The sequence below is a fragment of the Granulosicoccus sp. 3-233 genome, from assembly GCF_052681095.1.
Genome location: NZ_JBQYLE010000002.1, coordinates 295,431 through 318,145, shown reverse-complemented (window position 1 = coordinate 318,145; position 22,715 = coordinate 295,431). Strand labels below are relative to the sequence as shown.

Annotated in this window: 19 protein-coding genes; 5 read left to right on the top strand and 14 right to left on the bottom strand. The window is 58.1% G+C overall.

What is annotated here, in order from left to right; translation table 11 throughout:
• The 10 genes from ACUNV4_RS06355 to ACUNV4_RS06310 all read right to left on the bottom strand — a co-directional run.
• A partial coding sequence (locus ACUNV4_RS06355) for a thrombospondin type 3 repeat-containing protein (RefSeq protein WP_430877664.1) occupies positions 1-1,376 on the bottom strand: 1,376 nt, incomplete at its 3' end.
• Positions 1,373-1,990, bottom strand: a complete 618-nt coding sequence (locus ACUNV4_RS06350; protein ID WP_430877663.1) for a hypothetical protein — start codon at positions 1,988-1,990, stop codon at positions 1,373-1,375. The genes ACUNV4_RS06350 and ACUNV4_RS06355, both read right to left, overlap by 4 nt.
• Positions 1,991-2,017: 27 nt before the next feature.
• On the bottom strand, positions 2,018-4,117 hold the full coding sequence (locus ACUNV4_RS06345) for a hypothetical protein (RefSeq protein WP_430877662.1): 2,100 nt from the start codon (positions 4,115-4,117) through the stop codon (positions 2,018-2,020).
• A 133-nt stretch (positions 4,118-4,250) separates the two neighbouring features.
• Positions 4,251-4,688, bottom strand: a complete 438-nt coding sequence (locus ACUNV4_RS06340) for a hypothetical protein (protein ID WP_430877661.1) — start codon at positions 4,686-4,688, stop codon at positions 4,251-4,253.
• A complete protein-coding gene (locus tag ACUNV4_RS06335; RefSeq protein WP_430877660.1) occupies positions 4,688-6,739 on the bottom strand; it encodes a M64 family metallopeptidase in 2,052 nt (683 codons plus the stop codon). The genes ACUNV4_RS06340 and ACUNV4_RS06335 overlap by 1 nt, the downstream gene beginning before the upstream one ends.
• A gap of 31 nt (positions 6,740-6,770) precedes the next feature.
• Positions 6,771-7,628 carry a D-amino-acid transaminase gene (locus ACUNV4_RS06330; protein WP_430877659.1) on the bottom strand — a complete coding sequence of 286 codons (858 nt, stop codon included), beginning with the start codon at positions 7,626-7,628 and terminating at the stop codon, positions 6,771-6,773.
• A gap of 109 nt (positions 7,629-7,737) precedes the next feature.
• The gene (locus ACUNV4_RS06325) at positions 7,738-8,481 is read right to left on the bottom strand and encodes an HAD family hydrolase (protein WP_430877658.1); all 744 of its coding nucleotides are present in this window, start codon (positions 8,479-8,481) and stop codon (positions 7,738-7,740) included.
• Positions 8,478-9,149: a LutC/YkgG family protein gene (locus ACUNV4_RS06320; protein WP_430877657.1), complete on the bottom strand. Its 672-nt coding sequence runs from the start codon at positions 9,147-9,149 to the stop codon at positions 8,478-8,480. Before ACUNV4_RS06320 ends, ACUNV4_RS06325 begins: the two co-directional genes overlap by 4 nt.
• Positions 9,146-10,603, bottom strand: a complete 1,458-nt coding sequence (locus ACUNV4_RS06315; protein WP_430877656.1) for a LutB/LldF family L-lactate oxidation iron-sulfur protein — start codon at positions 10,601-10,603, stop codon at positions 9,146-9,148. The genes ACUNV4_RS06320 and ACUNV4_RS06315 overlap by 4 nt, the downstream gene beginning before the upstream one ends.
• A gap of 1 nt (position 10,604) precedes the next feature.
• On the bottom strand, positions 10,605-11,360 hold the full coding sequence (locus tag ACUNV4_RS06310; protein WP_430877655.1) for a (Fe-S)-binding protein: 756 nt from the start codon (positions 11,358-11,360) through the stop codon (positions 10,605-10,607).
• A gap of 51 nt (positions 11,361-11,411) precedes the next feature.
• Between ACUNV4_RS06310 and ACUNV4_RS06305 the strand changes: the two genes are divergently transcribed.
• The 5 genes from ACUNV4_RS06305 (at position 11,412) to pdeM (ending at position 18,182) form a co-directional block, all read left to right on the top strand.
• A complete protein-coding gene (locus ACUNV4_RS06305; RefSeq protein ID WP_430877654.1) occupies positions 11,412-12,224 on the top strand; it encodes an alpha/beta fold hydrolase in 813 nt (270 codons plus the stop codon).
• Between the two features lie 92 nt (positions 12,225-12,316).
• Complete coding sequence (locus tag ACUNV4_RS06300; protein ID WP_430877653.1) at positions 12,317-13,375, top strand: ligase-associated DNA damage response exonuclease; 1,059 nt, start codon at positions 12,317-12,319, stop codon at positions 13,373-13,375.
• The gene (locus ACUNV4_RS06295) at positions 13,359-14,984 is read left to right on the top strand and encodes an ATP-dependent DNA ligase (RefSeq protein ID WP_430877652.1); all 1,626 of its coding nucleotides are present in this window, start codon (positions 13,359-13,361) and stop codon (positions 14,982-14,984) included. The genes ACUNV4_RS06300 and ACUNV4_RS06295 overlap by 17 nt, the downstream gene beginning before the upstream one ends.
• A 10-nt stretch (positions 14,985-14,994) precedes the next feature.
• Positions 14,995-17,484: a ligase-associated DNA damage response DEXH box helicase gene (locus tag ACUNV4_RS06290; protein WP_430877651.1), complete on the top strand. Its 2,490-nt coding sequence runs from the start codon at positions 14,995-14,997 to the stop codon at positions 17,482-17,484.
• A complete protein-coding gene (gene pdeM / locus ACUNV4_RS06285; protein WP_430877650.1) occupies positions 17,481-18,182 on the top strand; it encodes a ligase-associated DNA damage response endonuclease PdeM in 702 nt (233 codons plus the stop codon). The genes ACUNV4_RS06290 and pdeM overlap by 4 nt, the downstream gene beginning before the upstream one ends.
• A 19-nt stretch (positions 18,183-18,201) precedes the next feature.
• On the opposite strand, the gene ACUNV4_RS06280 is transcribed toward pdeM, so the two are convergent.
• From ACUNV4_RS06280 to ACUNV4_RS06265, 4 genes are all read right to left on the bottom strand, one after another.
• Positions 18,202-19,113 carry an AraC family transcriptional regulator gene (locus tag ACUNV4_RS06280; RefSeq protein WP_430877649.1) on the bottom strand — a complete coding sequence of 304 codons (912 nt, stop codon included), beginning with the start codon at positions 19,111-19,113 and terminating at the stop codon, positions 18,202-18,204.
• Positions 19,114-19,140: 27 nt separating this feature from the next.
• Entirely contained in the window at positions 19,141-20,646 is a 1,506-nt protein-coding gene (locus ACUNV4_RS06275; RefSeq protein ID WP_430877648.1) for a mannitol dehydrogenase family protein, read from the bottom strand.
• 175 nt (positions 20,647-20,821) lie between these two features.
• Positions 20,822-21,826, bottom strand: a complete 1,005-nt coding sequence (locus ACUNV4_RS06270) for an ABC transporter ATP-binding protein (RefSeq protein WP_430877647.1) — start codon at positions 21,824-21,826, stop codon at positions 20,822-20,824.
• Between the two features lie 49 nt (positions 21,827-21,875).
• Positions 21,876-22,706: a carbohydrate ABC transporter permease gene (locus ACUNV4_RS06265; RefSeq protein ID WP_430877646.1), complete on the bottom strand. Its 831-nt coding sequence runs from the start codon at positions 22,704-22,706 to the stop codon at positions 21,876-21,878.
• Between the last annotated feature and the right edge of the window lie 9 nt (positions 22,707-22,715).

Here is a 22,715-nt window from a genome sequence, read left to right as displayed (position 1 = left end):
GTATCAGTACCCGTATCAGTACCCGTATCAGTACCCGTATCAGTGCCCGTATCGGTGCCCGTATCAGTACCCGTATCGGTGCCTGTATCAGTCCCGGTTCCAGGTGTCAGGTCGCAGGCATCTCCCTCGTTGTCGCCATCCGCATCTGCCTGATTGGCGTTCGGTGTCATCGGACAATTGTCGTCAACATCCATGACGCCGTCGTTATCGTTGTCCAGATCACAGGCATTGCCCAGCGCATCTCCGTCAACGTTTGCCTGATCAGCGTTCGCTACAGTCGGGCAATTGTCTTCCTCATCTCTGACACCGTCTCTATCCGTGTCGAGATCATTGGAATCATCACAGATATCGCCAATATTGTCCTGATCCCTGTCTTCCTGGTTGGGATTGAAGTCTGTCGGACAATTGTCAATGGCATCCGGCACGCCGTCCGAATCGCCATCGGGCGGAGGATCATTGGAGTCTCGAGGCGCAGTACCATTCGCCGTTTCCTGGATATTCGTGAACCCGTCCCTGTCATCGTCGAAACTCTCGACATCGTAGTCACCGGCTTCGAACAAAGCCGTGGCACCCGACCCCACATTCTGACTACGCGCCAGGGATGCGATTTCAATTCGTTGTTGAGTCGTGGCGAAGAAACGTATCAGCACCAGCGGTGAGGTGTCCTGCACCACTGTCGTGACGCCGAACCAGCTGTCTCCTTCGCGACTCAGGCTGACTGCCTGACCATTGACCAGGGCCAGCGCATCGACCAATTCACGCCGCTCCGCAGGTGCGTTGACCATGCCTTCCGGGAGATTGGCCTGAATGGACAACGACACAGGTACCGGCGGGGCTTCTGGCACATTCGGGTCATCGAAGGCAGTTGCATTGTCGGAGCGACGTTCCTCGTAATTGGAAAAACCGTCGTTATCCAGATCATCCTGCGAAGTATCGAATTCGGTTTCCGTGAATGTCAGCGTTGCCGGACTGGAACTCGAACCGACCGGCAAGCGCTTCTCCGCACGCGCCAGCGGGATCCGAACACCATCGATGACTTCATACCAGACCAGAGACACCGTGGTAACGGTGTTTTCCGGCCTGGTGGTTCTGAGCGTATACAGACCATCGGCGCCCGGGAAAACCTCAAAGGTATTCCCGGCGATGGTGACTTCGAGTACCAGGTTCTCGACCACGATATTACGCGCTCGTTGCAGCTGATCCGGCGCCGAAAAAGACATGCCTGCCTCGGTTCCGACACTCTCCACGCTTCCTGCATTGTCGTTCTGATCACAGGCGCTCAGCAGGCCGAGCAATGCGATGGCAACAAGACTGCGACTCATGCCACGCGAATGAGGCAAGCGACTGACGACGCTTCGATGGAACAGGCCGATCATGGTAAAGGCTCCACTACAATGGTGACATCCACATTCTGGTCACTGGTACCCCCACTGCTGCCACTACCACCAGCGGCGGATGCCAGAGCACCCACGACGACCAGACCCAGCACGCCATACAGCACCTTGCGTCCGGTAGACATGCCCGGAGCGGGTGCTTCCGCGGCAGGCGCATCCGCAACGGGTAGCGCCCGTTCGACCAGCTCTCGCTCGATGGGATCGAAAGCAAACCCTTGCAGCGTTCGGTTCTCGGCCAGATCCGTCGCTTCGATGTAATACTGGATCACATCGACATCACTGTCGGTAGTCAGGGAAGTCGAATAGATGCCTGTCGAGCCCAGTGGCTCCATGCGGCGATCCTGATAAACCGACTCACCGTCCAGTCGATAATGCAGGAATACCGCAGCCACCCCTCTGTCATCGGTGACGGTGGCGGTAAACACCTGAGTTTCGCCCTTGAAGCCCTGCTCCACGGCACGTGATTCGATGACAGGAGGACTTGAATCCAGATCCTGCGCCCAGGCTTTCGTGGGCATGACCAGCATGACTTGCATGAACACTTGCAAGCCTGCCAAAGCCATCGTCAAGAGACGACCTTGAAGGAATGACTGCATTGATAGAGTCTCTGTACGTTGAGGTTGTTACCAGGAGATGGCCGACCAGCCGTTTTCATCGCGCTTGCTGGACAAGGGGATGGCCGACAACGAAGCAGGCGGCTGTACATAGCTACCATTGGCCCGCCGGATCCTGTTGATCTGCAACGTACCCTTGATCTCGCCAGTGGCGTTGCTGGTGGACACATTCTTGATACGGGCATCGATCTCGGAGCTGTTCTCGAAGATCTGCATGAATTGCTGGACTCGTGCGCCCGATCGTTGCGTCAGGCTCACCACCGCATTGATATCACGCTGACTGATGGCCCGCTGCAAATTGACAAACCGTTGGTATACCAGCTGCAAATCGGCATCGCTGACAACCGTACTGGCTGCGGTGATGTTGTCGGACGCCTGATTGGCTGAACGGTCAGCAGCCGATGGCGATCCCGTTTCCGGTTCGCCACGATTACTACCCTGTACCGCTGCCCTGGCCTGCTCTGCCTGCGCTTCTCGCTCCCGAGCTTCGATCAATCGCTGCTCGCGCGCTTGCTGGCGTTGCAAGGCTGCACGTTCTTCCGCTATCCGCCTGTCAGTGGCAATTCGATCGCGATCGATGGTCTGTGCTTCTGATAGCGCCGCGGTGGCCGCCGAGTCGGCCTGAGACCGGGACTGAGCGAGTCGCTCCGCTTCTGTGCGGGCAGCCTCTTCAGCCAGCCGAATCTGCTCGATTCGAGCCGCCTGCTCTTCAGCACGACGTGCTGCCGCTTCGCGAGCCGACTGCAGTTCGGCTTGACGAGCGGCTTCCTCACGCGCTGTCTGCTCTTCGGCAAGACGCGCTGCTTCTTCAAGTGCTGCTTGCTGCTCGGCCTGTCGAACCGCTTCCTCGCGTGCTGCCTGTTCTTCGGCAAGACGCGCTGCTTCTTCACGTGCTGCCTGCTGCTCGGCCTGTCGAACCGCTGCCTCGCGTGCTGCCTGTTCTTCGGCAAGACGCGCTGCTTCTTCACGTGCTGCCTGCTGCTCGGCCTGTCGAACCGCTGCCTCGCGTGCTGCCTGTTCTTCGGCAAGACGCGCTGCTTCTTCACGTGCTGCCTGCTGCTCGGCTTGTCGAACCGCTGCCTCGCGTGCTGCCTGTTCTTCGGCCAATCGCGTTGCTTCGGCTTGTTCGCTATTCTGCTCGGGTGAGACGTCACCAGAGCGTAGTTGATCGATTCGGTTTTCGATCGCTGCAAATTCAGTGGCTCCGTAACCATAAATCGATCTGTCCATGCTCTTCAGAGCCGCTTCAGCCTCATCGAGAGAGCCAGCAGCCAGCAGCTGCTCAAGCCGATCAAGCTCAGCACGAAATTTCTGCATCAATGGTGACGGCGTAAAGACTGCTGCCGTGTCACTCGACAATGAGTCGACGGCAACCGGACTCGAATCGGCACCGGTACCTACTGCATCGAGTTCAGGATCGATGCCAGTCACGGCCGTAGGATCACGATCACTGCCCGGCAGTTTCAACCAGGCAGGCGGGTTGGTGAACACGAATGAACCGACACCGACAGCAATGAGCAGCAAGGCTAAAACCATTGCCACCCAGCGACCACGGCCGGAACCCTGATCGGAATCATGGTCATCGACGAACCTGACTTCAGGGCCGCGGTGCCAGTCTTCGTCCAGTTGCAGACTGTCGTCGAGATCCAGAGCATCGAACTCATTCTCTGGCCGAGCCTGCCGCCGGACCGGTGGCATCGAACCGCTGTCGGCGCGTCCATTGGCAGACTCGCCAGTAGCCGCTCTGCGTCGAGACCCGGTATCCAGACGCGTCACATTGCTTCGCGCCGAGTCCCCGGGCTCGCGGATGGTCCGCGGCTGCGTTCGCCTCGGCTCAGGAGCGTCTTCATCCAGAAAATCGAGGTCGACATCGCGCCGTTCAGAGCCGGAAGTCAGCTCCGGTGGTGGTTCTACAGGAGCTCCGGGCTTCGGGGGAAGCAGCGGTCCGGATTCGGACACGGGAACCGGCTTGCGAATGACCGGCAGAGGGCGATCGGCCGGTGTTGCTGCCGCTCTGGTACGACGTGGAGCACCATCATCGTCTTCCGCCAGGAAGTCGAACATGGACTCGGCGTCCTTGTCGTTGCTATCAAATTCTGGTTCCGACATAAGCTGCACTTGAACGCCATCTGAATGACGGATGGGCGGTGTCTTGGACGATTAGCCATCATAGCCCATCTGGGCCGGGGCAATCTCGGGAATAATGTGATGGTTCAACGCTTTACGGTAGAATCACCGGCCATCATTCCACATTAAGTGGCAGAACCCATGTTTCGGCAGGAAGGCCCAGAGCGGACTTCTCCGGCATCTCCACACTTACCGACTCGGCTGCATCAGGGCCATTGGCCACCCAGCCCCCCGATTCCAGACCATGACGGGACTGTACGAAAGCATTGGTGTGATTCGGTGAATGGGCAACCCTCGGATCAGCCACCTCATTGACGGCCAGTTCCACACCATCGCCATCCAGCCAGCGCATCACGATCATTTGCTCCGGCATGCCCTTCATTGATCTTGCAACGCCTGAGCTCGAAAAATCGGTTTGCTCTTCGAGTTGCATGACTCTATGGACCTGAACACCGGTGTTGTCGAACCGGAACAGGACTCGCTGGTCGGCCTGCACATGGCTGACCAGCGTCAAAAGGCCGACTATGCCGCCGAAAATGCGGTAATGAATCATCATTGGACCTCCAGCTGCCATTCCCAGGAGAACATGCCGGCATGAGGGGGCGGTTTGCGAATGGCACCGCTGATGTCCCGCACCTCGACGCGCAGGGTGTGACTGCCGACATCCGGCGACAGAGTCAAGCGATCCGGATCTTCCCCGGGCGGAATCGGGTCGCCATCCAGAGTCCATTCCACGGACTGTATATCCTTTCCGAAAATCGGGCTGACCACAAACACCTGTGACTCCCCGGCGTTCAGATTGACTGTTCTTGCGGACGGGGAATAGCCACGGATTCCACCATCGGTATTTTCATAGAGACTCAACACCCAGACTTCGCTGTTCACTGGTCCGAACGAGGCATCGAAACTGCGCATCCGGCTGTTGAACGTGGGGCGAAAGACTCCGCGGCTCCGATAGAGCCCGCCTTCGAACAGGCCAACTCCATTGTCTCCCTGTTCCTGAGGCAATGGCTCATCGGCTTCTATCCAGTGCGCCCATGGCACCTCGGCAGGATCGGTGATAGCCGTCACATTGGGATGATTACCCTCGACAAACGATGGAAAGCCGGTGGTTTCCACCAGCAGATTGTCGACGTACTCGTCAGCCAGATTGGCCAGACTATGACCCATTTCGTGTAGAGCAATCTGCGGTGCATAGGCCGATGTAATGGCGTAGCGCGCCCCGCTGTTGCCGCTTCCACCATAGCGCGTGTCATTGACCAGCAGAATGACCTGATCAAAGTCCGGATATTCCTCAACCGCCGTCAACAGCATCTGCAGTGAATCGGCGCAGATCAGGCGCTGAATGGAACCACAGTTGTACGTGCTGTTGTAGTAAGTGTCACGAGCGTCCGTCAGCTCATTGTCATCCGAGCCGGAGTCTTCCGAAACCGTGCTGATCATGTGGATGCTGAGCGCATCGAAGTGCGCGGAGATCCCTGCATCGGAGCGCATGTTCTCGATGGCATCTTCGACATGCTCGCGAAACAAGGGCTGCTGATCGATCGTATATCCATCGCCCAGCACGACCACATGCACGGCATTGCCATTTTCCACACCGGACAGGGTAATGCCCCTGCCGGAATCGGTTCGGGGATACAGCGTCAGGGGAACGATCTCCCGCGTAACGCGCCCGCGCACATCGGTAGCCTTGATCACCACATTGACTTGCATCACCTCGTTGACATCACTGGCGGTGAGTGTTACCGAACCGTTGCTGGCGGAGCCGGTCACGAAGGCGTTCGCCTCCACATCCAGTGTCACCGGATCGCCATCCGGATCGTCCGGATAGAGTCTGGCAGTGACCGTCTCGCGAGCCAGAAGCTCTGCCGGCAATCTGTCCAGGTTCAGCGTCGGCGCGTCGTTCACATCGATGACTTCAATGCGCAATGACGTGATTTCGTCTCTCAATCCGCCGGTATCACTCACACGCAGAACGAATTCATCCGACATGCCGATATCGTTCTGGGTAGGCAATCCCGAGAGCAATCCGGTTGACGAATTCAGCCCAAGCCAGGCCGGCAGACCGATGGCACTATATTGCAATGTGTCACCATCAGCATCAGTCGCTTCTATCTGATGGGTGAAACGCTGTCCCTGCGCGGCAACCTGCGGCAGATCGGCAATGAGCACTGGAGCGTCATTCACGGCATTGACCGTCAACGAGACCGACACGGGAACACCACCGAAGGTCGTGTATTCGAAGCCGTCCTCTCCCCAGAAATCCGCATCGGGCGTATAGACGAATACCTGAGCACCGGGCTGCAAGGTCAATAGTCCGTTCGACGGCAGGGAGCGAATGACCACCGGGTTCTCTGGCTCACCTGCCGGGCTGTAGAAGCGTCCCCGCAACAGCTCATCTTCCAGTAGCTCGAACGATTGTGCACCGATATCACCATTGAATACCGGCGACGACGACATGATCGGCTCATCGAAGATGTCCGGATCCGTATTCACATCCGGGACGATTTCCGCCTTGTCCGAGCTGCAGGCAGCCAGCAGAACGCATACGACAGAGACCGCCAATGGTCGAATTGCGCTGGCAAATAGTGAAATAAGATTCATGGCCTCCAGTCCACGCTGCAATGAAACAACACTACAAGTTCTGACGTGCCAGCGCCGCTGCGATATAAATCTTTCGCAATTGTTTACTCACTGGGCCAGGCGCGCCATCGCCCAATGCGACCCCGTCGATGTTCACGACCGGCATGACGAAGGTTGAGGCACTGGTTATGAATGCCTCACTGGCCTGTCTGGCTTCCTCGATGGTAAAGGGCTCTTCCACTACGGTATATCCCGCTTCGGCGGCGAACTTGAGTACGGCTTGTCGTGTGATACCACTGAGAATCTCGTGTCCCAGATGACGTGTCTGTATTTTTCTGTCAGCGGTGACTATGTAGGCGTTATTCGACGTGCCTTCAGTCACCAGACCGTCTTCCACCATCCAGGCATCATGAACACCCGCATCCAGAGCTGCCTGTTTGCCCATACTGGGGGCAAGCAATCCCACCGTCTTGATATCACGACGCTTCCAGCGCAGATCCGGTATGGAAATGACATGCAGTCCCTTTTCCGCCATGGGTGAATTCAGCAGGTTCTTGGTCTGAGTGAACATGACCAGCGAAGATGCAGATTTTGTCGGAAAGGCAAAGTCACGGTCAGCCACTCCACGCGAGACCTGAAGATACAGTAGTCCCTCTTCCAGCTCATTGAGCTCGATCAATTTCCGTTGTGCCGCTTCGATTTCCTCCTCCGGGCACGGCGGCGCCATCGACAATTCCGACATTGAACGGGCCAGACGCTTCAGATGAGCCTTGTTGTCGATCAGTTTGCCCTGCAGGACGGTCGACACTTCATACACCGCATCGGCGAACAGAAAGCCTCTATCCAATACGGATATCCGGGCATTCTCTTCTGCTACAAACTCACCATTGACGTAAAACGTTCGACTCATAGCTACTCTGATCCCTGCAACGCCGACTCGACAGGCCGGCAGTGGTATTGGTGTTTCACGGAAATCGCGGTTGGTCTGACATAACGCAAGCCTGACAGCAATCTGACATTCAGCGAATGAGCAGAGCACCTATGTCTGACAATGTCTGCACCTGAAAGTGCGGCTGAGGCAAGTGTTCCGGCCACTCCTCATTATACTGGTTGAACCACAATGTCTGTGCACCTGCATTGCGCGCACCGAACACATCGGTCAGCGGATTATCACCCACGTGCAACAAGGCCTGTGATGGCAGCTCCAGAAACCCCAGACAGTCGTGGAACATGTCCGGTTCCGGCTTGGGTGCCGATGTCATGTTCGCTGCCAGTATGACATCGAAGTACGGAGCGATACCGATCAGGTCCAGATCTGCATTACCGTTGGTGATGGCAGCCAGTCGATACCGGGACTTGAGCAACTTCAGCAGATCCAGTGCATCTTCATAGAGTTCGACTTCGCTGCGAGCCTGATAGAACACATCAAAGGCTTCTTCTGCCATCGAGACCGGGTAATCGAATTCGGCCAGCAAGTCTCTCAGACAAGCCAGGCGCATGGAACTGACGCAGCGACGCAGTTCCGGATACTTCTGGCGAACCCGCGATTGATGATCAAGGATGCTCTCCGGTGTGTGCACGGAGACGATTTTCGGGGTGCTCGCCTGAAACCACTGGAACAGGGCGGCATCCGCCCGCGCGATGGCAGGCGCACAGTGCCAGAGCGTATCGTCAAGGTCGAAGGACACCGCCCTGACACTCTCCAGAGAGGCGTCAGCGGACCTGACACCGGCCGACAGCGCATTGTCCCGATCGGCATTCAACCGGGCTCACCTGCAATCAGCAAGACATGCATGCGTCGCGGACCATGCGCCCCGATCTCCAGCGTCTGTTCGATATCAGCCGTTCTCGATGGTCCGGTCACCAGATTGACGGCGCGCGGCATGATGTCGAAGTGTCGGAGGTGCGCAAAGACATCGTCCACATACTGCACGATCTGCGACTCGTACAGCACCGTGATATGTGTTTCGGGCAGGAAGTTCAGGCCTGCAGGTGTCTGAGCACCACTGGCCATGACCACACTACCGGTTTCTGCCACCGCAGCCAGACAGGGGGTGATACTGACCAACTCATCGCCACTGGCCGGGCCACTGCGATAGCTCGAGGGCCAGGCCATCGATGACAATGCCGGAGCCACGGTCACTGCGCCGGGTGCCGAAGCATCGATACCCTGTGATTGCAGATAATCCTGGACGGCATCGATGCAGTTATCCCGCGTCTGCAGACGTACCACACTCATCAATACCGCTTCCATATTGGCTATCGCAGTCTCGACCAGGTCGTTGCCTACCTTGGGCAAGGTGCTGCGACGTGCATTCCGCAAACGCTCCGACACAGCCTCGGGGCGGTTTGCCACTGTTTGCGAAGCACCTTTTTCCGGTCGGCCCAGGGCCGTGCCGATACGCTGCAGTATCTGTTCACGGGCGTTCATTCAGCACGATCTCCCTGTTGCACGGACTTCGATTCTCCTGCCTTGCTGGCCTTGTACAGACTCATGAATGTGCTCCGCCCCTGCGGCGCTGGAAGATTTCGCCCCTGGGTCCATGCTCCCGCCAGCGGCAGACGCCGGAAATGGCCTTTGCGCCGTCCCATCCGTGACAGCAGTCCGACCCCCAGACGAGTCAAGGCGTGATAAAGCCCCGGCCTCGTGGCCATCGCCGCCCACAGGCCCAGACCATAGCGCGCCCCGGGCGTCTGCAGGGAACGCACAAATGTCTGGCGTCGATGCTCTCTTAGCAGGCTGGGTAGAGGAATGCTCATGGGGCAGACTTCGGCACAGCGACCGTTCAACGTACAGGCATGTGGCAGATCCGGCGCATTTTCGATTCCGACCATGGCGGGCGTCACCACCGACCCCATCGGCCCAGGGTATACCCATCCATACGCGTGACCACCTACCGACCCGTAAACGGGACAATGGTTCATGCAGGCGCCGCATCGAAAACAACGCAGCATCTCGCGCAGCGCACCACTGAGCATCTCGGTTCGGTGATTGTCCACCAACACCACATGGAAGGCCTCCGGTCCGTCTATATCTTCACTGCGTCGCGGTCCGCTCATCAGACTGGTGTAATTGGAATAGTGCTGCCCCGTGGCACTGCGTGCCAGCAGGCGCAACAGACAACTGGCATCCTCGAGTGTCGGTACCACCTTTTCGATCCCCACGATCACGATCTGCACTCGTGGCAGGTTGGACGTCAGATCGCCATTGCCTTCATTGGTCACCAGTACATGCTGACCTGTCTCGGCAATCAGGAAATTGGCACCCGTTATACCGACATCCGCTGCCTGGAACTTGTCGCGCAGCACCTTGCGGGCTTCGTCGACCAGTGCCGAGCGGTCAACCAGGCGCTCATGCAAACCATATCGACCATGATTGCCATGAAACAGATCGGAGACCTGCTCCTTCGTCTTGTGGATGGCCGGTGCAATGATATGACTGGGCGCCTCTCCCGCCAGCTGTATGATGTACTCGCCCAGATCGGTTTCGATCGGCTCGATGCCAGCGGCGCTCAGAGCGCCATTGATATCGCCCTCCTCTCCAACCATCGACTTGCCCTTGGTGACGGTCCTGGCACCGTGGGTCTTGCAGATATCGACGATGATGTCATTGGCGTCGGTCGAGCTCGAGGCCCAGTGCACCTGCCCGCCGTTTTCCTGGACGCGCGCTTCGTAGGCCAGCAGATAGTGATCCAGATTTTCCAGCACATGATTCTTCAGCTGTCGGGCGTCATCACGAATCTGCTGCCACTCCGGAACCAGTCTGACGGCTTCGGTTCGCTTGCCGATGAAGCCCTGCTTGACGTTGCCCAGTGCCTGCTTGAGATCTTCATCCAGCAAGGCCTTGCTGGCGCGAACCTTGAACTGCCCTGATTCCACCTGCATGTCAGTGCTCTCCCTTGCCGATGGCCGGCACGTCTGTCATGTCGGCCAGCACTTCGGCCACGTGATAGACCTGAATGTCGGATCCGAGGCGGCTCAGTCGACCACTGATGTTCAGCAGGCATCCCATGTCACCACCGAGCAGGGTCCGGGCACCCGACTGCTCGGCCAGGGCGACCTTGTCGGACACCATGCGTTCGGATATCTCGGGAAACTTGACACAGAAGGTACCACCGAATCCGCAACAGACCTCGGTGTCCTCCATTTCCCGAAGCTCCAGCCCCGACACGGCCGCCATGAGCTTGCGAGGCTGTTCCTTCACGCCCAGCTCTCTGAGACCGGAGCAGGCATCATGATAGGTCACGGTACTGGTGAAGGTGGCCTGTGGATCTTCCATTCCCATGGTATCCACCAGAAAGGAGATGAGTTCGTGACATCGGTTGGCCAGAGACTCGGCGCGAGCCACCCAGTCGGGGTCATCGGCGAACAGTTCGGGATAATGCTTGATGAGCATGCCGGCGCAGGAACCTGAAGGCACCACCACATGCTCGTAACCTTCGAAGGCCTCGATGACCTGCCTCGCAATGTTGCGGGCAGACTCATCGTCGCCACTGTTGAATGCGGGCTGGCCGCAACAGACCTGTGATTCGGGCACGTGTACGGTACAGCCAGCCTGTTCCAGCAGGCGAATGGCGGCAAACCCGACATTGGGGCGGTGCAGATCGATCAGACAGGTTACAAACAAACCGACGTCAGTCATGGCAGACTCTGAATTTCCTCGACATTGAATGACACACACTATACTTTGCTGATGAACTCCGACAAAGCCATAGATGCCAATCCGCCCGACTTTCAGGGTGAAAAAGGTCAACGCGTGGCCATTCGACGCGATTCCCTGAAAATCGACCCGACAACGGATGGGTCTGCCCGGGTCAACGTCATGTTCTGTGGCGGCTTTCATTCCAGCATGCTCGGCACCAAGGCCTCCTTCCTGGCAACGTTCTGCAAGGCACGGCAATGGTCCTTCACCCGCTTCGATTATCGTGGACACGGAGAGTCGGAAGGCAGCACGCATGAGTTGACGCTGAGCGACTGGCTCGAAGATACCCTGAACGTTCTGGACTCACTGGATGGTCCGGTGCTGCTGGTCGGTTCCTCGATGGGTGGCTGGTTGGCGACGCTGGCTGCCCTGCGCCGTCCCGACAAGGTCACTGGATTGCTGCTGCTGGCCGCAGCGCCGGACTTTCTGCAGGAACTGATTGCACCACGTCTCGGACCGGCGGAAAACTGGGAATTGCAACAGGACAAGGTTGTTCTGCTGGAAAACGCCTACGATGAGCCTCACCCGATCACCCAGGCCTTGCTGGACAGCGGCCGCGATCTGGCACTGCTCGATACACCATCTCTGCCGGATCAGCCGGGACTGGCCGATCTGTCCTGCCCCGTGCGCTTGCTGCACGGCACTCACGACACCGATGTTCCCTACGAGCTGTCTGTCAGACTGATGGGCGCTATACAGCATGATGATGCACGCCTGACCTTGCTGCATCGCGCCGACCATCGTCTGTCCGACGAGCGCTCGTTGCGTATGCTGGCTGCCGAACTGATGGATCTGGCCGGCTGAACTCCGCCTTGCAAGGTGCTCCAGACTGGCCGGGTACAACGTATAGTCGATATCATCGCTGACCGAAAGGCTCACAAGGCCTTCCCTGCCACATGGTTTCAGACAAGCCCGGAGTTCGTCAACTTCATCATTCTGCGTCGGCCGACGACCTGATCCTGGCAACTGATGTCGGGCTGGCTTGCCCGACAGGCGGGTTTGTCATCGATCCGATGCAGCGTACCCACACGGCGGTGATTTCTCACGCTCATGCCGACCATGCGCGTCCTGTCGCCGAGCTTTACTACGCCAGCGACTCGTCGGTGCCGCTGCTGAAGAAGCGTCTGGGAAGTGATCAGGATATTCGCGGTGTTCCCTTTGGCAAGCCAATCACACTGGGGCAAACGCAAGTCTCGTTTCACCCTGCCGGACATGTGTTGGGATCTGCACAGATTCGGGTAGAGGCGGACAATCGGATCTGGGTGTTCACCGGCGATTTCAAGCGAGATCCTGACCCCAGTTGCGAACCCTTCGAACTGGTTCCCTGCGACACGTTGATTACCGAGACGACCTTTGCACTGCCCGTCTACCGGTGGCAGGCAGGCACCGAGGTGGCAGCGGAAATCGCGCAATGGTGGCAGGAGATGCAACAGGCTGATCGTCCTGCCGTTCTCTTTGCCTACTCGCTCGGCAAGGCACAACGAGTGCTCAGTGAGCTGACCGCCTTCACCGATTGCCCCGTCCATCTGCACGGCGCGGTGCAGCCGTTAACGCAGATCTATCGTGATGCGGGTATCAACATGCTGCCAAGCCTGCCAGTCGATCTGGAGGATCGGAGCAAGAGCTACGCGGGTGAGTTGATCATCGCACCTCCGGGCGCCAGCGGATCCACCTGGATGCGGCGTTTTCCCGGAGCCTCCACCGGTTTCTGCAGCGGCTGGATGCGTATTCGTGGCAACCGTCGGCGACGTGGCTACGATCGGGGATTTGTCCTGTCCGATCATGCAGACTGGCCCGGATTGTTGCGGACAATAGAGGAAACCGGCGCCACGCGCATTCTGACAACGCATGGTCGGGCTGACTCCCTGATCAGGTTGCTGCGTGAACGCGGCCTGGATGCCGCCGAGCTGGCAATCTCCTATCGTGACGAGGAAGTCGATGATGCAGAACTTTAGTCAGCTCTATCAGTCTCTGGACCAGACGACCTCGACCAATGCCAAGGTGGCCGCCATGGTCTCCTATCTTGCCGGGGCCACGGCAGCCGATGCCGCCTGGGCCGTTTATTTCCTGAGCGGTCGCAGGATCAAGCGCCTCATCGGGGCGAGCCTTCTGAGGAGCTGGTTGCACCAGTCCAGCGATCTGCCGGAGTGGCTGGTCGAGGAGAGTTATTCAAGCGTAGGTGACCTGGCCGAGACCATCGCATTGCTGCTGGCCACACCGGGCAATCAGGGACAGGAACGCTCACTGGCCGACTGGGTCGAGCATCAGCTGTTGCCGTTGCGTGGACTGGATGCAGAACAGCAGCAACAGCGGGTCACACGTTGGTGGCGCGAGCTGGATCATCAGCAGTGTTTCATCATCAACAAACTCATGACCGGCGCCCTTCGAGTCGGCGTATCCCAGCTCCTGGTCGCGCGCGCGGTGGCCGAAGTGGCAGACTTGCCGCGCTCCCTGGTATTGCACCGGATGATGGGTGACTGGGAACCCGATGAAACCTTCTGGCATGCCCTGATCAGTGAAGACCGGGGTGAGACCGTGTCATCCCGCCCCTACCCGTTCTGCCTGGCGTCGCCGCTGGAGGCAGACCCTGACACACTGGGTCCGATCCAGAGTTGGCTTGCCGAGTGGAAATGGGATGGAATACGGGCTCAACTGATCCGCCGGCAGGGCGAGACCTGGCTGTGGTCACGCGGCGAAGAACTCATCGGTACACGATTCCCGGAGATAACAGGCGCTGCCGACAGTCTGCCTGACGGCACGGTTCTCGACGGCGAGATTCTTGCCTGGGGCCAACACGGGGTGCTGCCTTTCAGCGAACTGCAACGGCGCATTGGCCGCAAGACTGTCGGGCGCAAGCTGCTCAGCGAAGTTCCCTGCCTGTTCATGGCTTACGACATGATGGAATGCGCCGGTATGGACATCCGTGCCACGCCATTGCGTCAACGGCGTCTACAACTGGCGGAGCTGGTCGGGCAACTGCGTGAGGAGAACCTGAAGATCTCGACGCTGGTCGACGCTGACAGCTGGGCGGAACTGGCCTCTCTGCGAGAGACATCGCGAGAGCGACAGGTAGAGGGCCTCATGCTCAAGCATGTCGACGCGCAATACCAGACCGGCCGCAAGCGAGGCTTCTGGTGGAAGTGGAAAGTTGAAGCCTATACGATCGATGCCGTCATGCTGTACGCACAGGCCGGTCACGGCAAACGCGCCAATCTGCACACCGACTATACCTTCGGTGTCTGGCACGGTGATGAACTCGTGCCCATTGCGAAAGCCTACTCCGGGCTGGACAACAGCGAGATCAATGAACTGGACAAGTGGATTCGCCGAAACACCATCGAGCGATTCGGACCTGTTCGCTCCGTACCGGCGGAGCAGGTATTCGAGTTGGCATTCGAGGGAATCAATGCCTCCACGAGGCACAAGTCAGGAGTGGCCGTTCGCTTCCCGCGCATCAAACGCTGGCGCAAGGATCTGGCACCTGGAGACGCGGAGACTCTGGAACAGGTCAAGCGACTGATTACCCCGGTCGCTGCCGAAGCAAGTGTCGCGGAGGGAATTTGACATCCGGAACATGACACTGGCAGAAGCCACCAATGCCACCGAGCGGTGGTACGAGTCCAAAGGCTGGACTGTCTTCGATTTCCAGCGCGAGGCCTGGAGTGCCTGGCATGCCGGTCAGTCCGGCCTGATCCATTCGCCCACCGGCAGTGGCAAGACACTGGCCGCCTGGCTCGGGCCGGTACAGGCAGCCATGATGACAGCGGCGGCGGATGCGTTGGAACAGACAGAGACCAGGCCGAGAGATGGATTGAAGGTTCTGTGGATCACGCCATTGAGGGCCCTGGCAAGCGATACCCAGTCTGCCTTGCAGGCAGCCAGCGATGAGTTGGGCACGGAACTGAATGTGGAGATCCGCACCGGCGACACCTCGGGCAGCCGCAGAACCCGACAACGCAGACTCCCTCCTCACGCGCTGGTGACGACCCCGGAGAGCCTGTCCGTCATGCTCAGTTACCCCGGTAACGAAATCGGTTTCGAGCAGTTGCATACCGTCATCGTGGATGAATGGCATGAACTGCTCGGCAGCAAACGCGGTGTGCAGCTGCAACTCTGCCTGGCTCGGCTTCGCCGTCAGTGCGCATCACTGCGAATCTGGGGTGTCTCGGCCACCATGGCAAACCTGGAGCAGGCTCGGGAAGTACTGTTGGGACCCGGCCGGTCAGGTACACTGATTCGAGGAGTCGTACCCCGCGCCATTCGCATAGACAGTGTTCTGCCGGACAATGAGCACACGTTCAAGTGGTCAGGGCACATCGGGCTGCAACTGGTGAAACCTGTCATCCGAGCGATCGACAATGCAGGCACGACCCTACTGTTCACGAATACGCGTTCACAGGCAGAGATCTGGTTCAGAGCGGTACTGGATGCCCGCCCGGACTGGCTCCAGCGGATAGCCCTGCATCATGGATCGCTGGACAGGAAGCTGCGCATGGACATCGAAGATCGTTTGCGTGCCGGAGATCTGAGCTGTGTCATCTGCACGTCATCGCTGGATCTGGGCGTCGACTTCAGTCCGGTCGACCAGGTCATGCAGGTTGGCAGTCCAAAAGGTGTTGCCCGTCTGTTGCAACGAGCCGGCAGATCAGGCCATCGTCCCGGTGCGCAGTCACGCATTCTCTGCGTTCCCGGTAATGTACTGGAGCTCGTCGAGATAGCGGCCGTCCGACGTGCGCTGGCGCAGAACCGCATCGAGTCCCGGACTCCACCGGAACTGTCGCTGGATGTATTGAGCCAGCATCTGGTAACCATCGCGATGGGAGGCGGCTTCATCGAGAAGGAAATGCTCGACGAAGTCCGGGATACCTACTCGTTTCGACACCTGAGCGATGAACAGTGGCAATGGACAATGGATTTCATCATGCGCGGCGGTCAGGCCTTGCAGGGCTACCCGCAGTATCACAAGGTTCTCGAGGTGGCCGGCAGACACCGTGTCATGAATGAGCAAGTGCAACAGCGGCACCGCATGGCCATCGGCACCATCAACAGCGATACACAGGTCAATGTGGCATTCCAGGGAGGCAAACGCCTGGGATCAACCGAAGAGAGCTTCATTGCCCGCCTGAAAGCCGGCGACACCTTTCAATTTGCCGGGCGGCACCTGGAATTCATCCGCATGAAGGACATGACCGCGCATGTCAGGAAGGCCACGCGAAAAAGTCGAGTGGTACCGCGCTGGTGGGGAACCCATCTGCCATTGACCAGCGAACTGGCCGACAGCGTGCTGGAAACCCTGAATGCCTGGCAGCAGGGTCAGGCCGACTCGCCGGAACTCGAGAGCATTGATGCCATCCTGAAACTGCAGCAACGCTGGTCGATACTCCCCGGACCCGATGACTTCCTGATAGAACGCATACATACCCGCGAAGGCTTCAGTCTGTTTTTCTTCCCCTTCGCCGGACGTCTGGCTCACGAAGGCATGGCGATGCTGGTCGCCTCACGCCTGACCCGGTTGAGCCCATCCACCTTCGTCCTGCAAGTCAATGACTACGGCTTCGAGCTGCAGAGTCCCGAGCCTGTCGATCTGGAAACGCCGGTGCTGCGCCGTGCCTTTTCCACGGAAAACCTGCTCGATGACATTCTGTCATCCATCAATTCGAGCGAGATCACCAAACGCCAGTTTCGCGACATCGCCCGCATCTCGGGACTTGTCTTCGACGGTTATCCGGGCCGCGCCAAGACAGCCAGACAGATTCAGGCCTCCAGCGGCCTGATCTATGATGTGCTGAAAACTCATGACAAGGACAATCTGTTGCTGGAACAGGCCCATCGTGAAGTTCTGGAGCAGCAACTCGAGTTCACGCGATTGGAGAAAGCCCTGACAACCCTGACACAACGCAACTGGCAATTGCAGTCACCGGAGCGACTCACGCCGCTGTCGTTTCCACTCTGGGCAGAGAGTCTCAATAGTCAGACCATGACGTCGCAGAGTTTCCAGCAACGCATCCAGGGTATGCTCGACGCACTCGAAACGGCCTCCACGGCAACGCTGGCAAATCGATGAACGACTTCGTATCGCAATCGCTGCAGGTCTGCTGCCGCAATGAAGACCTGCTACTGCACCCGAAGCGAGTGATGTACTGGCCAGCGGGCAAGACTCTGTTTGCCGCCGACATCCATGCCGGCAAGGAGCATGTGTTCGCCCGTTCCGGAATAGCCATACCATCGGGTATCAGCGAACACATACTGCAGGATCTGTTCGCGCTATGCGATGCCTCGGGTGCGGACAGACTCGTGGTTCTTGGTGATTTCGTGCACAGCACCCCATTGAGCAGCGAAGCCTGGCTGTCCACCCTGTCTTCACTACTGGACGACAGACCCGTACTGAGCGTGAGAGTCATCGCAGGAAATCACGATACTGCCCGGGCGCAGGAGACCATTGATCCTCGCATCGGCTGGCAAAAGGACTCCGAACAGCTGGGCCCGTTTGTTCTACGTCACGCCCCTGGCGATGACACACGTGGCTACCTGCTTTCGGGACATCTGCACCCCACCTGGCGACTATCCAGTGGTGGGCGCCACAGCGTAAGGGCACCGGTCTTCTGGTTTCGGCAACACCATGCTGTCCTGCCGGCGTTCGGCAGTTTCACCGGTGGCATGTCGATTACACCGGACGAGCACCACGACAGGCTCTACATGGTTGGCAACGACTGCGTCATGCAGGTTCCTGTTCGAACAGCACGGCGTTACCGCAAACGATGATGCACACCGCCTCGGAAATTCAGGGCTCGACCTGACGACTACCGTGACGCAGACGCGATTGCCGTCGGTATTCTCGGGGTGTGATTTCCTTCAGTTCACGAAAGCGTCGATTGAAATTGGCAATATTGTTGAAGCCGGTTTCGTAACAGATGGCGGTGATGGGCTTGTCGGTGTCCGACAACAGTTCACAGGCCTTGCTGATTCTCACGCGATTGACGAACCGCACGAAACTGTTGCCCGTTGCCTTGGCAAAGAAACGCGAAAAGGAACTGTCGTTCATGCTGACCAGACTGGCCATGTCACTCAATGAAATCTCGCTGGCAAAGTTTTCACTGATGTATTGCGTGACCAGCTGGATCTTGTCCTGCGACGCCTGATCCGCGCGTGAGCGAATGGCCAGCGTGGACAGCAGAACATAGTCCTGATCTTCCGCCAGACTGTTCAACAGGTTGAGCAATTTGGCGATTCGCTGGGCGCCACTGGCGTCACGAACCTCACGAAAGGCTCGCTTGGCCAGCTCGACATCCACTGACTGGAACTCGATACCATGGCGCGCTCGTTCCAGCATCGGCATGATCGAACCGAGCTCGGGTGCAAACTTCGCCATGCCCGACACCAGATCCATCCTGAACTGGATGACCAGATCGCGCAGCTCGACCACCTCGTCAGGCTCTGTCTGACTGATCCAGTTATGCGGCAGTCGTGGACCGGTAAGCACCAGCTGCCCGGGGCCAAAGCCGCCGACATGATCCCCGACAAATACCTTGCCTGTACTGGCAACGATCAGATGCAATTCGAAGTCGTCGTGATAGTGCCAGCGCACCAGCGGGCACGGGAATCCGTGCTCCAGATAGTGCACCGATCGATCACTGTTGTCGGCGAGTTCGAATTCCGGGGCTTGTGGTTTCTCCAATCGTAGCGCAACTGACATGTCATCTCACCTGGCTGCAAGGAGCGTTTACGCAGGTCTTTCGATATAGGCTTTGAGCGTGGCTTCCACCCCATTCTGCTGTATATCTGCCAATGCTTTGGCAAAGCTTTCCCGAAATCGTTCATCGGTGCCCAGATTGCCGTAGACATCCGTCATCGCCAACCATTGAGCCGGATCTTCCTTCGCGGCCTTCGCCCGGGCCTGCAGGTTGTCCCAGGACGGATCATTCGGTGCGATGACTTCTCCACTCTCCGTCGTCCCCTGACAGTAACGACACCAGAAGGCAGACGCCAGAGACAAACCATCGATATCACCGCCCGCCTTCAGACGATCAGCCAGGGTGGGAACGATGAACTTCGGTTGACGGTTCGAGCCATCGAGGCAAAGACGCGTGATGGTGTCGGCAATGGCAGGGTTGGAAAACCGCTGTATGACACTGGCCTGATAAACAGCCAGATCCACACCGGGTACCGGAGGTACAACGGGGATGATTTCACGCTGTTGCAACTGCTCGACAAAACCTCTCACGAGATCGTTCTGCATGGCCTCGTGCGCGTACTCGATTCCCAGCAAACCTGCGGGATAGGCCAGTACTGCATGACCACCGTTGAGTATGCGAATCTTCATCATTTCGTAGGGTGCGACATCCGGTACGATCTGGACCCCTGCCCGTTCAAACGCCGGCCTGCCGGCCACGAAGTCGTCTTCCAGCACCCATTGCAGGTAGTCTTCGCAGAACACCGGACTATCATCGGCGATGTCGAAGAGAGTACGTACCCGGCTGCGCTCGTACTCACCGGTCGCCGGTGTGATTCGATCGACCATGCCGTTGGGAAAACTGCTGTGTGCCTCGATCCATGCAGCCAGAGACTCATCGACCAGTCGAGCCAGCCCGAGCACGGCAGCCTTGGCAGCGTGACCGTTGTGCGGCAGATTGTCACAGGACATGACGGTGAACGCCTGTTCGCCGCGTTCCCGTCTGCCGGCCAGCGCATTGACGATCAGTCCGAATACCGTACAAGGGGATGCAATATTCGCCGCATCGGCCAGGATGGAAGCATGTTCGTGGTCGAACTTGCCGGTGGCTGCATTCACGAAATAGCCACCTTCTGTCACCGTCAGCGATACGATGCGTATGGCCGGATCGGCCAGCGTGTCCAGAATGGCCTGCGTATCGCCGACGGGCAGATAATCGATCATCGGCCCGGTAACACGAGCGTCGCTGCGTGTGGCGGATTGTGTGACGACTGTGGTCAGCAGATCCTGTTTCAACAGGACTTCTCGCAAGCGGGCATCACCCGGCATGATGCTGGCACCGATGATCGCCCAGTCATGATCCAGCCCCATGTTCATCAACTGGTCCAGATAGACCGCCTGATGAGACCGGTGAAAGTTGCCAGGGCCGAAGTGCAGGATCCCGCGAGTCAGAGACTTTCGCTCATAAGCAGGCTTTGCTACCTGCGCATTCAGCTCAGCCAGCGTCTCCAGAGAGAGCCTTGCCGATGCTGCAGTGTCATTGATAGTTTCACTCACGATTCAGCTTATCCTGTTTTCGCCGGCGACCATGCCCGCCTGCTCGACGAAGTAATTGGCATCAACCGATGCCAGAAAGACAGACAGTTCGGCTGGAGATGTCACGGCTTGATCCGTGACGATCCCCACCTTGCCAATGAGTCGCCCAGCTGCTTGCAGCTGTTGGCAGACTCCCTCAGCCAGCGATCCTCAGACCGTTCGCATCGAATCGATGCATGCGTTCAGGATCCGGAGTCAGACCCACCGTATCACCATGACGTGCCGGGAACTCACCGTCGGCGCGAGCGGTCAATGTGCCCACACCTTCGACATCGACTCGCAGGAAAGTGTCAGAACCGAGATGCTCGGACACCCCGACGACTCCGCGCCAGGCTCCACCTTCATGCGACAGGTCCATGTGCTCGGGACGCACGCCAATGGTCGGAGCGCCATACGCCTCGGCCGCTGGCCCATTGATGATATTCATGGCGGGACTACCGATGAATCCGGCAACGAACAGGTTCGCCGGTTCGCGGTAGAGATCCAGCGGTGACCCGACCTGCTCGATGTGTCCGGCACGCAGTACCACGATCTTGTCAGCCATGGTCATCGCCTCGACCTGATCGTGCGTGACATAGATCATCGTGGTTGCCAGCGTCTGATGGAGCTCGGAGATTTCCAGGCGCATGTTGCCACGAAGAGCGGCGTCCAGGTTTGACAGAGGCTCATCGAACAGGAACGCTGACGGTTCACGCACGATGGCTCGACCGATGGCAACACGCTGCCGCTGACCACCTGACAACTGACCTGGACGTCGATCGATGTAATCGGCCAGGTTCAGCGTCGCCGCCGCTCCGTTGACCTTGGCGTCGATGGCCGCTTGATCCAGTCCCGCCATCTTCAGGGGAAAGGCGATGTTCTTGCGTACAGTCATGTGCGGATACAAGGCATACGACTGGAACACCATTGCCAGACCCCGCTTGGCCGGCGGCAGATCAGTGGCATTGTTGCCATCGATCTCGATCACGCCATCGGAGACATCTTCGAGTCCCGCGATGAGTCGCAACAAGGTGGACTTGCCACAACCCGACGGACCGACGAAAACAACGAATTCGCCATCTTCAATGGTGAGGTCCAGCGGGGGAATGACTTCCGTATCACCAAAACGCTTGGCTACCTGCTTGAGTGTAATGCTGCCCATTATATTTCCCTTTGAATTTTCTGATGAGTTCTTGCCGTCAGGTCAAGAACTACTTGACCGCACCGAATGTCAGGCCGCGGACCAATTGTTTCTGACTGAACCAACCCAGTATGAGAACCGGCGCTATTGCCATGGTGGAAGCTGCGGAGAGCTTCGCGTAGAACAGCCCCTCAGGACTCGAAAAGCTGGCAATGAACTGTGTCAAAGGTGCTGCATTGGTCGTCGTGAGTACCAGGGTCCAGAATGCTTCGTTCCAGGCCAGGATCACGTTCAACAACATGGTCGAGGCGATACCGGGAAGTGCCATGGGGGTCAGTACATGTATCAGCTCGGACTTCAACGATGCCCCATCCATTCTTGCTGCCTCCAGTATCTCGCCCGGTATCTCCCTGAAGTAGGTGAACAACATCCAGACAATGATCGGTAGATTCACCATCGTCAGCACGAGCACCAGTCCGACGCGGGAATCGAGCAGGCCCCAGTCACGGAACAACAGGTAGATGGGGATCAGAACACCTACCGGTGGCAACATCTTGGTGGACAGCATCCACATCAGAATTCCGCGGGTTTTCTTCGATGGTACGAAGGCCATCGCCCAGGCTGCCGGTACCGCAATGATCAGACCCAGAATCACCGAACCGAAGGCGATGATGACCGAGTTCATGAAATACCGCGGATAGTTGGAACGACTGTTGACTTCCTGGTAGTTCTCCAGCGTCCAGTCGAAACCGAACAGTGAAGGCTGCAGTGATATCGCTTCTGCTTCCGTCTTGAAACTGGTCAGGATGGTCCAGAGAATCGGAAAGAAGATCAGTAGACCGATTCCCCAGGCAACAGCCGTATTGACCAGGCGTCTGTTTAAAGTGACTTGTCTTGCCATGACGATATG